Genomic DNA, 13,651 nt, shown 5'->3' with positions numbered 1-13,651 from the left:
GATCAGCCCGACGGCACGCCGGCGCGTGCGACGGTCGTGATCACCCTGCGGAAGGGCAACGCGACGAGCAGCGCGACGGCGACCAGGAGCCCGCTCACCCACAGCGGCCCGAGGTTGCCGGTCGTGGTGCCGAGGGTGGTCGCGGCGAGGAGTGGTCCCACCGCGGCGCCCGCGTTGAGGGCGGCGGTCGCGTACGAACCGGCCATGGTGGGTGCGCCCGCGGCCTCGTAGAGGACCCGCGTGATCAGCGTGCTGCCCAGCGCGAACGACAGTGCTCCTTGGACGAACACGAGGATCAGCAGGGCGAGGGGCCGGTCGGCCAGCATCGCCAGCGCGGGCCAGCCGGCGAGCAGCAGCGGACCGCCTACGGCGAGGACCTGGGCGGGGCGATGGTCGGACAGCCGTCCGGCGACGGTGACGCCGACGAAGGAACCGGCGCCGAAGAGCACCAGGGTGACGGAGATCCACAGTTCGCCCAGCCCCGCGGTCCCGGTCACGACGGGGGCCAGGAAGGTGAAGCTCGCGAAGGTCGCCGCGTTCACCAGCGCGCCCAGCAGCATGGCCAGCAGCAGCCGGGGGGTCTTGAGCCGGGCGAGCTCGGCTCGCAGCGACGGCCCACCGGTCGCCGCCGCCGTCGCACGTCCCGCGGGGATTCCCTTCAGCACGCCGAGCGCCGCGGGCAGGCAGAAGACGGCGACGGCCCAGAACGTGGCCCGCCAGCCGAGCCAGGTGCCCAGGAGTGACCCGCCGGGGACACCGGCGATCGTGGCCACCGTCGTGCCGGACAGCAGCACGGCCAGCGCGCGACCCTTCTTGTGGGCGGGGACCAGTGCGGCGGCGGTCGTCAGTGCGACCGCGAGGAATCCCGCGTTCGCGAGCGCGGCCACCACCCGGCAGGCCACCAGGACGGGGAAGCTCGTGGTGCCGGCTCCCACGGCGTGTGCGGCGGCGAAGGCGAGGATGAACCCGAGGAGGCCGGCGCGCCTGGACCAGGTGCGGGCCAGCGCCGCCACAAGGGGAGCGCCGACGACCATGCCGGTCGCATAGGCCGAGGTGAGGGTGCCCGCGGTCCCGACGGTGACGTCGAGATCCGAGGCGATGTCCGGTACTAGGCCGGCGAGCATGAACTCCGAGGTGCCCATGGCGCAAACGGCCACGGCGAGCAGGTACAGCGGGAGAGGCATCGAGTGGCTCCGAGGCGAGGAGAAGCACGAGAAGGGTCATCTCGTCACCACGGCCGGCCCCCGTGCGCGCGCTCGTCCGACCGGCGAAGCGGCACGACGGCGCAGGGCTGCGAACTCAGTGATTCAGGGGGCTGCCGGGGTGACCGAAAGCCCCCACCCTGTCTGACTCGGGACTCGACATGAGCCGCACGGTACCGGACCCCGGCCCGTCGGGGCACCTCGGTTTTTCCGGCGTCCTAGTAGCTGTCGTAGCCGGGCGCACCGCTGGGCCGGTAGACGCCGACGACGGTGCCGCCCTTCGTCGTCGAGACGCTGACCGGCTCCAGCGCGGTGGGAATCGCTCCGTCGGCGAACAGCCGCTTGCCGGTCCCGATGATCACCGGGTGGATGGTCAGCCGGTACTCGTCGACGAGGCCGTGCCGCATGAGGGTCTGGGCGAGGTCGCCGCTGCCGACGACGTTGACGTTCCCGCCGTCGGACGCCTTCAGCCTGCGCACTGCGTCGACGGTGTCGCCCTCCAGCAGGGTCGAGTTCTGCCATTCGAGGGACGTCAGGGTCCGGGACGCCACGTACTTGTGCATGCCGTTCATCCGAGGGGTGAACGGGTTGTCGGGGTCGGCGGTCGGCCAGTACGAGGCGAAGATGTCGTAGGTCTTGCGGCCGAGGAGCATGGCGTCGGAGTCCTCGTACCAACCGGCGATGGCCGTGCCGACCTCGTCGTCGTCCACCGGCTTCTGCCAGCCGCCGTGCTCGAAGCCGCTCTCGGCGTCCTCGTCCGGGGCGCCCGGCGCCTGCATGACGCCGTCCAGGGTCAGGAACGTGCAAACGATGATCTCGCGCATGGTGCGCTCCCTTCGTCGACGGGTAGACCGCACGACCGCCGCGAACTCATCGGTGCGGCCTCCGGGCGGGCCACGAGCCGGCCCCACAGGGTCACGGGATACAGGTCGCCGTAGCCGGTGCGCGCGGCACTCCGTCACGCTCCGTGACCGATCTTCACTCCTTCGGCCATATCCGTGGTGCCGCGTCCCTCACCCGAACGCAGTGTGGTCAGCAGTCCCTCCCCTCAGAGAAAGCAGGGTCATGGAGCACATACGACGCGCCGCCACTCGGCGGGCGCTACCCCTGGCCGTCCTCCTCCCCACGGCCGCCCTGATGGCCGCGGGTCCCTGTCTGGCGTCCGAGGGCGGAGGCGGTGCCACACCCCCCGGCGCGACGTCCGGAGGCGACAAGCCGACCGTCGTACTGGTGCACGGATACTGGGCGGACGCCTCCGGCTGGGACCGCATCGTGGAGCACCTGCAGGCCCAGGGCTATCCGGTGGTGGCCACCGCGAATCCGCTGCGCAGCCTCTCCGGCGACGCCGACTACCTCGCCGCGCGGCTCAAGGCCATCGAGGGCCCCATCGTGCTCGTCGGGCACTCCTACGGCGGAGCCGTCATCACCAACGCCGCCGCTGGCAACCCCAACGTCAAGTCCCTCGTCTACATCGCCGGGTTCGCGCCCGACAAGGGTGAGTCCGCCTTCCAGCTCGCGGCCAAGTTCCCCGGCAGCCGCGTGACGGACGACCCGAACGCGCCCGTCCCCACCGCGCTGAACGCCGTACCGCTCGGCGGCGACGCCACCAACGTGGACCTGTACCTCAAGCCGGAGAAGTTCAGCGACGTCTTCCTGAGCGACCGGCTCGACGCGAGCCGCGCGAAGGTGCTGGCCGCCACCCAGCGGCCCGCGACCGCCGCCTCCGGCAACGAACCGACGCGGGCCGTCGCGTGGAAGACCATCCCGTCCTGGTACCTCGTCCCCACCGACGACCGCACCATCGGCACCGACAACCTGCGTTTCATGGCGAAGCGGGCCGACGCCACCACCGTCGAGGTCGACGCGCCGCATGCCGTCATGGAGACCAACCCGCGGGACGTCACCGAACTGATCCTGCGGGCCGCGGGCGACGCGCGGCCCAGCCTCGCCAGCACCGGCACGAGCGGACGGACCGCGTTCCTCGGCGGCGCGGCGGTGCTCGCCGTCGCGGCGGGTACGGCCGCCGTGATCCGCGCCCGTCGCGCCTGAGCCCTTCGTCCGACCTGCGGTGTCGGTGTCATGTCGGCACCGCGTAGGAGTGATGCCGGTGGCTGTCGGTCGGATGTCGGTGGCTCGTCGGCGGCAGCTGACACCTTTCGGGAGGTGGCCGGACGGAGAGGAACCGGACGGCCCGATCCCGAAGGAGCCAGCATGCACACCCCTGTCACGATCATCGGCGCCGGGCTCGGCGGACTCACCCTGGCCCGCGTCCTGCACGTCCACGCGATCCCGGTCACCGTCTACGAGGCCGACTCGTCCCCTTCGGCGCGTGCCCAGGGCGGACTGCTGGACATCCACGACTACAACGGGCAGCTCGCGGTCGAGGCGGCCGGGCTGACGGACGAGTTCCGGGCCATTGTTCTGGAGGGCCGCCAGGCGCTGCGGGTGCTCGACCAGGACGGCACCGTGCGGCTCGACCAGGCCGACGACGGGACCGGTGGACGCCCGGAGGTGCAGCGCGGCGACCTGCGGCAGATTCTGCTCGACTCGCTCCCGGCCGGCACCGTGCGGTGGGGTCACAAGGTCAGCGGTGCCCGTTCGCTCGGCGGCGGCCGCCACGAGGTGACGTTCGCCGACGGTGGCACGGTCGTCACCAGCCTGCTGGTCGGGGCGGACGGCGCGTGGTCACGTGTCCGGCCGCTGCTGTCCTCCGCCACACCCGAGTACGTCGGCAAGTCGGTGGTCGAGACCTACCTGTTCGACGCCGGCACCCGCCACCCGGTGGCCGCGAAGACGGTCGGTGGCGGGATGCTGATCGCTCCCGCACCGGGCCGGGAGATCTTCGCCCACCGGGAGAAGGACGACACCCTGCACGCCTACGTGGGGCTGTCCCGGCCGCTGGACTGGTTCACCGGGATCGACTTCACCGACGGCGCCGCGGCAACCGCACGCATCGCCCGGGAATTCGACGGCTGGGCGCCGGAGCTGACCGCGCTGATCACCGACAGCGATGTCGCGCCGGTCCTGCGCGCCCTGCACGCCCTGCCGACCGGACACCGGTGGGAGCGGGTGCCGGAGGTGACCCTGCTGGGCGATGCGGCCCACCTCACCGCGCCCAACGGGGAGGGCGCCAACCTCGCGATGCTCGACGGGGCGGAACTGGGTACGGCCCTCGCCGCACACCCGGGCGACGTCGAGGCGGCGCTGGCCGAGTACGAGCGGGCCATGTTCCCCCGCAGCGCCGAGGCGGCGAGCGACGACATGGTCGGCATGGACTCCCCCGACAACACGGCCCAGGGCCTGATCGACCTGGTCACCGGGAACGGCGTGTGAGTCGCCGGGAGGTCACTTGCCGCCGTAGACGGGGAGCGCGCTGTGCTGGCCGTAGTCCACGTCGCGCAGGCCGCGCAGGGCGTCCATGTCGTGGTCGATGGTTGGCGACCTTACGTCCGTGGGAGTGAGGGCGCACGTCGTGTCGGGGCCCAGCCGCTCGTCCGGCGGATCTCGTCCGACGGCCGCCACGGGTGGCGGCCGTCGGCTCTTCGGCCCGGGGCACCGACGGCCCCGGGGTCGGGTCAGTTCGCGTTGACCAGGTCGTGTGCCGGTACGGTCACGGTCCGGGCGTCCGGCTTGCCGCCGAGCACGATCTTCCGCAGCGCGCTGTTGTTGCCGAGGTCGGTCTCCTTGAGCCGCTTCTCGGGGTTGGCCAGTACCTGGATGTAGTACGTGCCGTTGGGCACGTCCGTGATGTCGAAGGACTGGCCCGGCAGGTCCTGGGAGTAGGTGTCGCCGGAGCCGACGTCGAGCACCTCGCGGACGGAGATGGAGTTCTCCTCACCGCAGGCGGTGGCCAGATCGGTGTTGAACGGGTGCCAGTTGGCGTTCTTCACCGTGTAGTCGATCGCGTCGGTGTTGGCCAGGCAGAAGGCCTCCTTGCCGCTGCGCACGGCCTCCTTCTTGTCCGCCTTCAGCAGCCGGTAGCTGGCGAAGTCGGTGAAGTGCCAGTGCACGTGCCCCGGGCGCGGATCCCACTCCATGGTGCCGGTCGGGGCGTAGCCGACCTGCTTGCCCTTGGCGTCGTAGAAGTACTGGTAGGCGTCCATCTTGGCCTTGCCGGGCGACCGGAAGCCGTCCACCACCAACTGGGCCGGACCGGCGTTCCACACGTTGGCGCTGAAGGCCAGGTAGTCCTTGCCGGGGACGTCCTCCTCCCCGTCGCTGACGACGATGCCGTAGGCCGGCAGCGAGCGCAGGTCGGGCTTGGGGACGTCCGGCACGGAGGCCTTGCCCGCGGGTCGCTGCGCCAGCGGCTGGAGCGCCGGGGCCCTGCGCGAGCCGTCGGTCTGGCCTCCCTTGTCGCCGACCGGCATGGAACGCGAGGCCTGCTGCTTCTTCAGCGCCCACGGCAGGGCGGGCGGCGCGGCCCTGAGCGGCCCGTGGCCCAGGTTGTACGAGGCACCCGCACCGCTCGTGACCGGCGCGGCGGCCTGCGCGGGTGTCGGCGCGTGCCCCGGCCCGTGGCCCGCGTGCGCGGCGGGAGCCCGGTGGGTGGCCCCGTGACCGGCGTGCTCGCCCGCCGTCGCGGACCGGGACGCGGCCGCCCCGGCGGCACCCTGGTCGTCCTCGTAACTCCGTTCCACCACCGTCACCTTGACGGTGGCCGGCTTGTTCGCGATGCCGAAGAGGTCGCGGTACTTCTTGGCGACTCCGACCTTGGCGGTGTAGGTCCCGGCCGCCAGTGCGACCGGCTCGGTGTAGGAACCCGCGTAGGTGTTGGCCGCCCAGCCCTGCTCGACGCCCCACACCGAACCGAGGGTGAAGGGGTTGGTGGGGCAGCTCTCCGGATACTTGGAGGTGGCGGGTGCGTCGGGGCGGACCCGGCCGCTGGCGTTGTTCGGGCAGAAGTCCTCGGTCCGGTTCAGGACCTTCCTGCCCGCCTTGTCGGTGATCGTGATCTCCGCGAAGCCGGGCAGTCCGGAGAAGTCCTTCACCGTGCCCTTGGGCAGCGTCCTGGCCTTGGCCTTGCCGCCCTCGTACACGGTCTGGGTGATGGTCACCGGGTCCTTGTAGGACTTCCGGGTCACCTTCAGCTCCAGCGGCCTGCCCTCGGCGGTGAGGTAGGTACCGAGGTCGAGGTAGACGCCCGGGTCCTCCTTCCAGGAGGTGAGCGTGAGTGAGGTGGTCGCGGCGACGAGGCTCAGCTTGGGCCCCGTCGCCGCTTTCGCCGGCTCCGCGGTGGCGGCCACGAGTCCGGCGGTCACGGCCATCGCGGCGACCACCGTGGTGCCTGTGAGCAGTGGACGCCGCAGCCGGGTGGTGCGCGTTCTGGTCATCGATCCCTCGTCCTTCAGGTGCTGGGGGGTGCGGTGGGAAGGAAGCAGGCGGGCACTTGCTGTGCCCGCGCTGTGAGAGGGAGCGGTCGGATGCCCGGTTGTCCAAAAGGTGGGAAACGGTCGGAGGTTGGCCGGATCGCGGCGCTTTCGAAGGGCCCTGCTAGGGTGCGCGGATGTCATCGATCAGGCAGGTACAGGTCACCTTCGACTGCGCCGAACCCGAGCGCGTCGCCCGCTTCTGGTGCGAGGTGCTGGGGTACGTCGCACCGTCGCCGCCGGAGGGATTCGGTACGTGGGACGACTACAACGCCTCCCTGCCTCCCGAGGACCGGGACGCCTGGTTCGCGTGCGGTGACCCCTCTGGTGCGGGTCCGCGGCTGTTCTTCCAGCGCGTTCCCGAAGGCAAGGTGGTCAAGAACCGGGTGCACCTCGACGTGCGGGTGGGAACCGGCCTGGTGGGCGCGGAGCGTCTCGCCACGCTCGAGGCCGAGTGCACGCGGCTGGTCGCGCTCGGCGCGGTGCGCGAGCGGCTCCTGCCGGCCGACGAGGAGAACGAGTCGTGCATCGTGATGCGGGATGTCGAGGGCAACGAGTTCTGTCTCGACTGAAGCAGGCCCGCAGGCCGATGGCGCCGTCGCCGCTTGCCGCTTGTCGCGCTAGTGACCGAGTGGCAGTTCCGCGAGGCCCTGCCACCCCGCCGTGGCGAGGGTGACCACGTGCAAGGTGGTGACCGACGTGGTGATCGGCAGGGCGGCGGCGGTACGGCGGGCGATGTCGGCGGCGGCCTGCGGTGCCGCGTCCAGGGCCACGGTGACGTGCACCTGGGGGCGCGGGCCGAACCGGCCGCCGTAGGGCACCTGCGCCGGGAACGCCGTACGAACGGCATCGGCCACCTGACTCAGTCCGGGCACCGGGACACCGACGAACCCGCCGGTTCGTTCGACCGTGGCCAGCCTGAGGGGGACCGGCCCGACCGGCAGGGCGGCCCGCAGCCGCCGCAGCTCCGGCTCTCCCACCTCGTCGGCGGGCAACCAGGGATAGAGCAGGGCGGCGTGTGCGGGCAGGCCCGGCCGCACCGCCGACCCGTCCACCGCGGCGGCCGCCCCCAGCAACGGCTCGGCGTCCGGCAACAGCGCCAGCACCGCCGTCGTTCCCGTCCGGGCCACCTCGTTCCTCCCCGCGTCTCGTCCTCCTCCGTGGCCGCGCCGTCGGTTACGGCACCGTGTAGCCGGCGGCGCGGAACAGTTCGTACCACTCGGGCCGGGTGAGCGGGAGGTCCGAGCCGAGCGCGGCCGCCGCGACACGCTCCGGCGTGGTGGTGCCGAGCACGACCTGCATCCGGGCGGGGTGGCGGGTGATCCAGGCGACCGCGATCGCCTCGGCCGGCACGCCGTACTTCTCGCTCAGCCGGTCGATCACGGCGTTCAGCTCGGGGTAGCGGGGTGAGCCGAGGAACGGACCGTCGAAGAACCCGGCCTGGAAGGGCGACCAGGCCTGGACGGTGATGTCGTGCAGGCGGCAGTAGTCGACGATTCCGTCGTCGCGCACGACCGACTGGTCGAGGCCCTGCATGTTGGCGGCGATGCCCTGGGCGATCATCGGCGCGTGGGTGACCGAGAGCTGGAGCTGGTTCGCGACGATCGGTTGCGTCACGTATGCGCGCAGCAGGTCGAGCTGGCGCGGCGTCTGGTTGGAGACGCCGAAGGCACGCACCTTGCCCGATGCGGACAACTCGTCGAAGGCGCGGGCCACTTCCTCCGGTTCGACCAGCGCGTCGGGGCGGTGCAGCAGCAGGATGTCGAGGTACTCCGTGCCCAGTGCCTCGAGCGAGCCGTTCACCGACTCCACGATGTGCTCGTAGGAGAAGTCGAAGTACGGGCCGTCCTTGACGATGCCGGCCTTGGTCTGGATGACGAACTGCTCGCGCTCCGAAGGGCTGAGTTTCAGGGCCTGCGCGAAACGGCGCTCGCAGCCGTGACTGCCCGTGCCGTACACGTCCGCGTGGTCGAGGAAGGTGATGCCGGCGTCGCGTGCCGTGTGCACGAGCGTGCGTACTTCGTCGTCGTTCATGTCCTGGATGCGCATCAGGCCGAGGACGACGTTGGGCACGACCATGTCGGTGCCGGGCAGGGTGAAGGTCTTCATACCGCTCTTTCGCTGGGGCTCGGGGGGGGGGATCGGGAGAGGGGTCAGGCAGACAGGAGCGCGACCTGGTCGGTGGTGAGTTCGAGGTCGGCCGCGGCGGCGGAGTCGCGGATGCTCGCGGGGCGCGAGGCGCCGGGGATCGGGATCACCACCGGCGCGAGTGCGAGCTGCCAGGCGAGTGCGACCTGGTGGACACTGGTGCCGATCTCGTCGGCGACCTGCTGGAACGCGCCGTGCCGCGCCGCCAGGTCCTTGGCGTTGGCGATACCGCCGAGCGGGCTCCAGGGCAGGAACGCGATACCGAGTCCGGCGCAGTGTTCGAGTTCGGACCGGCTGGAGCGGAAGGCGGGCGAGAACTGGTTCTGCACCGACACGAGCCGGCCGCCGAGGACTTCACGGGCCTCGTCGATCTGCGCGATGTCGGCGTTCGAGATCCCGGCCATCAGGATGACGCCCTCGTCGAGCAGTTCACGGAGGGCACCGACCGAGTCGGCGTACGGGACGGCGGGGTCGGGGCGGTGGAACTGGTAGAGGCCGATCGCGTCGACGCCGAGCCGACGGGCGGACTCCTTGGCCGCACGCTTGAGGTACTCGGGGTCCCCGTTGCGCGTCCATGTGCCGTCACCGGGACGCAGGTGGCCGCCCTTGGTGGCAACGAGGACGTCGGCGGCGTCCGCACCGTACTCGCGCAGCGCGCGGGCGACGAGTTCCTCGTTGTGGCCCACCTCGTTGGCGTCGCGGTGGTAGGAGTCGGCCGTGTCGATGAGGGTGACGCCGGCGTCGAGCGCGGCGTGGACGGTGGCGATCGACCGCTCCGGGTCCGGGCGCCCTTCGATCGACATCGGCATCCCGCCGAGGCCGATCGCGGAGACGGACCGGTCGCCGATGGTGCGCTGCTGCATGGCTCTCCTCGTCCTGGACGCTCTCGTGAGCGCGGGTGCCGCGCGAGTCCCCCGCGCTCACTCTAGGAAGCGCTGATCCAGAAATCCAACAGCTGTGGTTTCTTGGATTCAGAAGTACGCGATGTGAGTGAGGGGCACGTCGCACCCTCTCCCGCTGCCGGGCCGGAAACTCGGGTGCGGGGCCGGAGCGGCCGCCTCTAGGCTGCGGCCAACCCTGGGCTTCGGCCGCTCCCGGACTTCGGCCACGGGACCGGCGAACCACGTCATGGATCGAGGTTGCACGGCGTATGACCAGTCAGCTGTACGCGATCTGCTTCAACACCTCCGTGCCCTCGGACCTGGCGCGATTCTGGTCCGGGGTCCTGGGCTGGGAGCTGTCCGCCGGGGCGGACGACGACCTCGCGGTCCTGCCCCCCGACGGCGCCGGGTACCGCATCCGGTTCCTGCCGAGCCCGGAACCGAAGACCGGACAGAACCGGGCGCACTTCGACCTCACGAGTGCGTCCCCCGAGGAGCAGCGGGCGACGGTGGCCAGGGCGCTGCGACTGGGCGGCGAACACATCGACGTGGGCCAGCTGCCGGAAGAGGGGCACGTGGTGCTCGCCGACCCGGACGGGAACGAGTTCTGCGTCATCGAGGCGGGCAACGACTTCCTCGCCGGCACCGGCGCCGTCGGAGCGCTGGCCTGCGACGGCACACAGGAGGTCGGCTACTTCTGGAGTGAGGCGCTGCGGTGGCCGCTGGTCTGGGACCAGGACCAGGAGACGGCGATCCAGTCCCCGGCCGGCGGCACGAAGATCACCTGGGGCGGTCCCCCGGTGGCGCCGAAGTCCGGCACCAACCGGCTCCACCTCGAGCTCGCGCTGCCCGCCGACGCCGACTTCGAGGCGGAGACCGCCCGCCTGCTCTCGCTCGGCGCGACCCGCTCCGCGGCCGGTGCGGGGGCCCGCGGCCGGGCGTTCCTGCTCGACCCGGACGGCAACGAGTTCACGGTGACCCACGTCGGCTGAAGGACCGTGTGTCCAGCCCCATACAGCGCGGGCGGCTTCGCACAGTCGCCCGCCGCCGCCCGTCCGCGAGTACGCGCAGAGCCGTGGACGGCTGCGCGACCGGGTGGTCGCGGCGCAGGAACGCGGCGAACGCCCTGGCCCCGGGGCGCGGTGGTTCACTCGCCCGGTTGCGCCGCGCAGGCGAGGTCCCGCGCGGGGTGTTCCCCGGTGGTGAGGAACCTGGTCGCCGCATCGTTGGCGCAGGTGTTGCGACCGTACGGATAGACACCGTGGCCGCCCTGGTCGGCGGTCACCATCGTGGCCCGCCCGCCGAAGGCGCGCCGTAGTTCCCTGGCCCCGGCCAGGGGCGTGCCCGGGTCGCGTTCGTTCTGCAGCATCAGCACGTTCGACGGCCCCCTGCCGGTGATGCGCACCGGCGGTTCGGTCCGTTCCCGCGGCCAGAACGCACAGGGGTTGATGCTCGCCGTGGAGCCGCCCAGCATGGGGTACCTGAGCCGGTCCACGGCGACGTTGCGCTGGTACTCCCGGATTGTCTGCGGCCAGCGCGAGTCACCGCACACCACGGCGAAACGCGCGGCCATCAGGTTCTCCAGGCCCGCGGGCGGCTCCGGCAGCGCCAGTGACCCGCCCGTGTCGACGGCCTGCCAGAACTCCGCGAGCCGGGGCATGGAGGCATCGGCGTAGAGGCTGTCGAAGGTGTATCCGCGGAACGCGGTCCCGTCCACGCCCTGGTACGGCTTCGCATCCAGCCGCTCCGCGAGCTCGAAGTACTTGTCGGTGACCTCCTCCCGCGTCGAACCCAGGCCGTACTCGGGGTGGGCGACGGCGAACGCGGCGAAGTCGGGGAAGCGGTCCTCCAGCCCTCGGGCGAACAGCCGCATGGCGGTGACGTCGTAGCCGCCGGGACCCATGTTGCTGTCGAGCACGATCCGGTCACCGCGCCGCGGGAACAGCGTCGCGTAGACCGCGCCGAGGTAACTGCCGTAGGAGGCGCCGAGGTACGACACCTTCGGCTCGCCCAGGGCCGTCCGGAGGCGGTCCATGTCGCGTGCCGTGTTGGCGGTGGTGGTGTGCGGCAGCATCCACGCCGTCCGCGAGGTGTCGCACTGTTCGGCGATCTTCCGCGCGTTCGCCGCCTCCCGCGTGACGTCGGCCGCGGTGTGCGCGTACGGCGGGAAGTTGCCCCGCCACTGCTGCTCCTGTGTCAGGTCGCAGGTCACCGGCGTACTGCGGCCGACACCGCGTGGGTCGAAGCCGATGATGTCGTAGGAGTCGAGCACCTCCTGCGGCAGCCCCGAGGCGGCCAGCACGGCCGGGTAGAGGAGGCCCGATCCGCCCGGGCCGCCCGGATTGGTCAACAGGACGCCACGCCGCCGCGCCGGCTTCTCGCTCGCCAGCCGGGAGACGGCGATCTCTATTCGACGGCCGTCCGGATCGCGGTAGTCCAGCGGGACGCGGAGAGTCGAGCACTGCAGACGGGGTGCGGCGGCGCCCTCGGGGCACGGACCCCACCGCAGGGCGCCCGGCGCCGGCGTGGTCGTCGCGGCCGCCGGCGGGGCTGTCGAAGCGGGCAGCGCGGTCACCGCCAACGCGGTGGCGGTGAGGGCGAGTGACAGGCTTCTGCGCATGGGGTGTCCTCCTGTGGGGGGCTTGTCCGGCACGGGATCGAGTCTGTTGGGCGGCGGCGACCGGTACATCGACCCGGCGGACCGGCTCCGTCTCCGACCCTGGGAGAGGTGCCGGTTGGACCTGGGTCCAAGGCGCATCGGTCCCCGGTCTGATCCACCGGCCGCACGGTGTGGCGACAATGGCGTGGTGAACACGGACGATGTGCCGCGGCTCGGGGCGTGGCAGCACGCATGGCGGCTGACGGTGGCCGCGGTCGTGAGCCTGCCGGTCTGGCTCTCGACCCTCGCGCTGGTGCGGACCCGGTCCGGCGAGCCGGACTCCTGGGTCCTCGTCGGCGATCCGCTGGTGGCCCTGGGCTGCCTGACGGTGCTCCGGTGGCGGCGGCGGTGGCCCGTCGCGGTCGCCGTGACCGTCACGGTCGCCTCGTCCGTGTCGGCGTTCGCCACGGGCGCCGCGCTGTTGGCGCTGTGCTCGGTCGCCACCCGCCGCCGTCCGGCGGAGATCGGGATCGTCGTCGTGGCCTACGTGACCGCGTCACGGCTCGCCGGCGAGGTCTACGCGGTGCAGGGTGCGACCGACTCGATGTGGTGGGTCCAGGTCGTGGTACCGGCGCTGACCGCGGGGATCGCCGTGGCCGCGGGCATGGCGGTCGGGGCCCGGCGGGCCGAAGTACGGTCCCTGCGCGAGCGGGCGGAGAGCGCGGAACGGGAGCAGAGCGCGCGGGCGGCGCAGGTGCGAGCCCAGGAACGCAACCGGATCGCCCGCGAGATGCACGACGTCCTCGCCCACCGCATCTCGCTGGTGGCCATGCAGGCCGGGGTTCTCGACCACCGCGGTGACCTCTCGGCCGACGAGAACCGCGTCCTGGTCCGCGGTATCGCCGACGGGGCCCACCAGGCGCTGGAGGAACTGCGGGAGGTCCTCGGCGTGCTCCGCTCGGACCCCGGCCGCCCGGAACCCCCGCAGCCCTCCCTCGACCGCGTTCCCGAGCTGGTGGCCGACACCCGCGCCTCGGGGCTCGACGTCAGTCTCACCAGCACCGTGACGGCGGCTCCGCCCGACGGCGTCGGACGGACCTGCTATCGGATCGTCCAGGAAGCGCTGACCAACGCCGCCAAGCACGCCCCGGGCGCGGTCGTGCGGGTCACCCTCGACGGCGCCGCGGGCGGCACGCTCGACATCGGCGTCCGCAACGGACCGGCTCCCCTGCGCCCCGCCCGGCCGCCGGCCTCCGGCTTCGGCCTGCTGGGCCTCGGCGAACGCATCGCCGTCGCGGGCGGCGAACTCGGCCACCGCCCCACGCCCGACGGCGGGTACGCCCTCACCGCACGGCTGCCCTGGCCGGACGGCCCCGCCCACCGCCATGAAAGGGGCGCATGAGTGGACGGCCGACACGACCCCGCTTCCGCTTCCGAACCCGGTCCCGGTCC

Annotated in this window: 13 protein-coding genes; 5 read left to right on the top strand and 8 right to left on the bottom strand. The window is 72.1% G+C overall.

Annotated elements, in window-relative coordinates; translation table 11 throughout:
* Window positions 1-2: 2 nt before the first annotated feature.
* A complete protein-coding gene (locus ACH4D3_RS12485) occupies window positions 3-1,184 on the bottom strand; it encodes a Cmx/CmrA family chloramphenicol efflux MFS transporter (protein WP_398320290.1) in 1,182 nt (393 codons plus the stop codon).
* 236 nt (window positions 1,185-1,420) lie between these two features.
* Window positions 1,421-2,026 carry a dihydrofolate reductase family protein gene (locus ACH4D3_RS12480; protein ID WP_398320287.1) on the bottom strand — a complete coding sequence of 202 codons (606 nt, stop codon included), beginning with the start codon at window positions 2,024-2,026 and terminating at the stop codon, window positions 1,421-1,423.
* 241 nt (window positions 2,027-2,267) lie between these two features.
* On the opposite strand from ACH4D3_RS12480, the gene ACH4D3_RS12475 reads away from it, so the two are divergent.
* Window positions 2,268-3,251, top strand: coding sequence for an alpha/beta fold hydrolase (locus tag ACH4D3_RS12475; protein WP_398320284.1), 984 nt, complete (start codon window positions 2,268-2,270; stop codon window positions 3,249-3,251).
* Window positions 3,252-3,413: 162 nt separating this feature from the next.
* On the top strand, window positions 3,414-4,535 hold the full coding sequence (locus ACH4D3_RS12470; protein ID WP_398320281.1) for an FAD-dependent oxidoreductase: 1,122 nt from the start codon (window positions 3,414-3,416) through the stop codon (window positions 4,533-4,535).
* A 12-nt stretch (window positions 4,536-4,547) separates the two neighbouring features.
* Here ACH4D3_RS12470 and ACH4D3_RS12465 read toward each other — a convergent pair whose 3' ends face one another.
* Window positions 4,548-4,724, bottom strand: a complete 177-nt coding sequence (locus ACH4D3_RS12465; RefSeq protein WP_398320278.1) for a hypothetical protein — start codon at window positions 4,722-4,724, stop codon at window positions 4,548-4,550.
* 53 nt (window positions 4,725-4,777) lie between these two features.
* A complete protein-coding gene (locus ACH4D3_RS12460) occupies window positions 4,778-6,535 on the bottom strand; it encodes a lysyl oxidase family protein (protein WP_398320275.1) in 1,758 nt (585 codons plus the stop codon).
* A gap of 173 nt (window positions 6,536-6,708) precedes the next feature.
* On the opposite strand from ACH4D3_RS12460, the gene ACH4D3_RS12455 reads away from it, so the two are divergent.
* On the top strand, window positions 6,709-7,143 hold the full coding sequence (locus ACH4D3_RS12455; protein ID WP_398320272.1) for a VOC family protein: 435 nt from the start codon (window positions 6,709-6,711) through the stop codon (window positions 7,141-7,143).
* A gap of 48 nt (window positions 7,144-7,191) precedes the next feature.
* On the opposite strand, the gene ACH4D3_RS12450 is transcribed toward ACH4D3_RS12455, so the two are convergent.
* The 3 genes from ACH4D3_RS12450 to ACH4D3_RS12440 are packed head-to-tail and all read right to left on the bottom strand — an operon-like array spanning window position 7,192 to window position 9,582.
* A complete protein-coding gene (locus ACH4D3_RS12450; RefSeq protein WP_398320269.1) occupies window positions 7,192-7,701 on the bottom strand; it encodes a 2'-5' RNA ligase family protein in 510 nt (169 codons plus the stop codon).
* Window positions 7,702-7,747: 46 nt separating this feature from the next.
* Window positions 7,748-8,680, bottom strand: coding sequence for an aldo/keto reductase family oxidoreductase (locus tag ACH4D3_RS12445; RefSeq protein ID WP_398320266.1), 933 nt, complete (start codon window positions 8,678-8,680; stop codon window positions 7,748-7,750).
* Between the two features lie 44 nt (window positions 8,681-8,724).
* Complete coding sequence (locus tag ACH4D3_RS12440; RefSeq protein ID WP_398320263.1) at window positions 8,725-9,582, bottom strand: aldo/keto reductase; 858 nt, start codon at window positions 9,580-9,582, stop codon at window positions 8,725-8,727.
* Between the two features lie 287 nt (window positions 9,583-9,869).
* On the opposite strand from ACH4D3_RS12440, the gene ACH4D3_RS12435 reads away from it, so the two are divergent.
* Complete coding sequence (locus tag ACH4D3_RS12435; RefSeq protein WP_398320260.1) at window positions 9,870-10,592, top strand: VOC family protein; 723 nt, start codon at window positions 9,870-9,872, stop codon at window positions 10,590-10,592.
* Window positions 10,593-10,747: 155 nt separating this feature from the next.
* On the opposite strand, the gene ACH4D3_RS12430 is transcribed toward ACH4D3_RS12435, so the two are convergent.
* Window positions 10,748-12,220, bottom strand: coding sequence for an alpha/beta hydrolase (locus ACH4D3_RS12430; RefSeq protein WP_398320257.1), 1,473 nt, complete (start codon window positions 12,218-12,220; stop codon window positions 10,748-10,750).
* Between the two features lie 187 nt (window positions 12,221-12,407).
* Here ACH4D3_RS12430 and ACH4D3_RS12425 point away from each other — a divergent pair, with 187 nt between their 5' ends.
* Entirely contained in the window at window positions 12,408-13,601 is a 1,194-nt protein-coding gene (locus tag ACH4D3_RS12425) for a sensor histidine kinase (RefSeq protein ID WP_398320254.1), read from the top strand.
* Window positions 13,602-13,651: the final 50 nt, after the last annotated feature.

This window comes from Streptomyces sp. NPDC018026 (genome assembly GCF_044327745.1).
Lineage (GTDB): Bacteria > Actinomycetota > Actinomycetes > Streptomycetales > Streptomycetaceae > Streptomyces > Streptomyces rubrogriseus.
The sequence above is the reverse complement of the archived record's forward strand: the minus strand, read 5'-3'. Positions and strand labels throughout refer to the sequence as shown.

Coding starts and splice junctions, on each gene's coding strand:
- ACH4D3_RS12485 (WP_398320290.1), bottom strand. CDS start 1,184: ATGCCTCTCCCGCTGTACCTGCTCGCCGTGGCCGTTTGCGCCATGGGC.
- ACH4D3_RS12480 (WP_398320287.1), bottom strand. CDS start 2,026: ATGCGCGAGATCATCGTTTGCACGTTCCTGACCCTGGACGGCGTCATG.
- ACH4D3_RS12475 (WP_398320284.1), top strand. CDS start 2,268: ATGGAGCACATACGACGCGCCGCCACTCGGCGGGCGCTACCCCTGGCC.
- ACH4D3_RS12470 (WP_398320281.1), top strand. CDS start 3,414: ATGCACACCCCTGTCACGATCATCGGCGCCGGGCTCGGCGGACTCACC.
- ACH4D3_RS12460 (WP_398320275.1), bottom strand. CDS start 6,535: ATGACCAGAACGCGCACCACCCGGCTGCGGCGTCCACTGCTCACAGGC.
- ACH4D3_RS12455 (WP_398320272.1), top strand. CDS start 6,709: ATGTCATCGATCAGGCAGGTACAGGTCACCTTCGACTGCGCCGAACCC.
- ACH4D3_RS12445 (WP_398320266.1), bottom strand. CDS start 8,680: ATGAAGACCTTCACCCTGCCCGGCACCGACATGGTCGTGCCCAACGTC.
- ACH4D3_RS12440 (WP_398320263.1), bottom strand. CDS start 9,582: ATGCAGCAGCGCACCATCGGCGACCGGTCCGTCTCCGCGATCGGCCTC.
- ACH4D3_RS12435 (WP_398320260.1), top strand. CDS start 9,870: ATGACCAGTCAGCTGTACGCGATCTGCTTCAACACCTCCGTGCCCTCG.
- ACH4D3_RS12430 (WP_398320257.1), bottom strand. CDS start 12,220: ATGCGCAGAAGCCTGTCACTCGCCCTCACCGCCACCGCGTTGGCGGTG.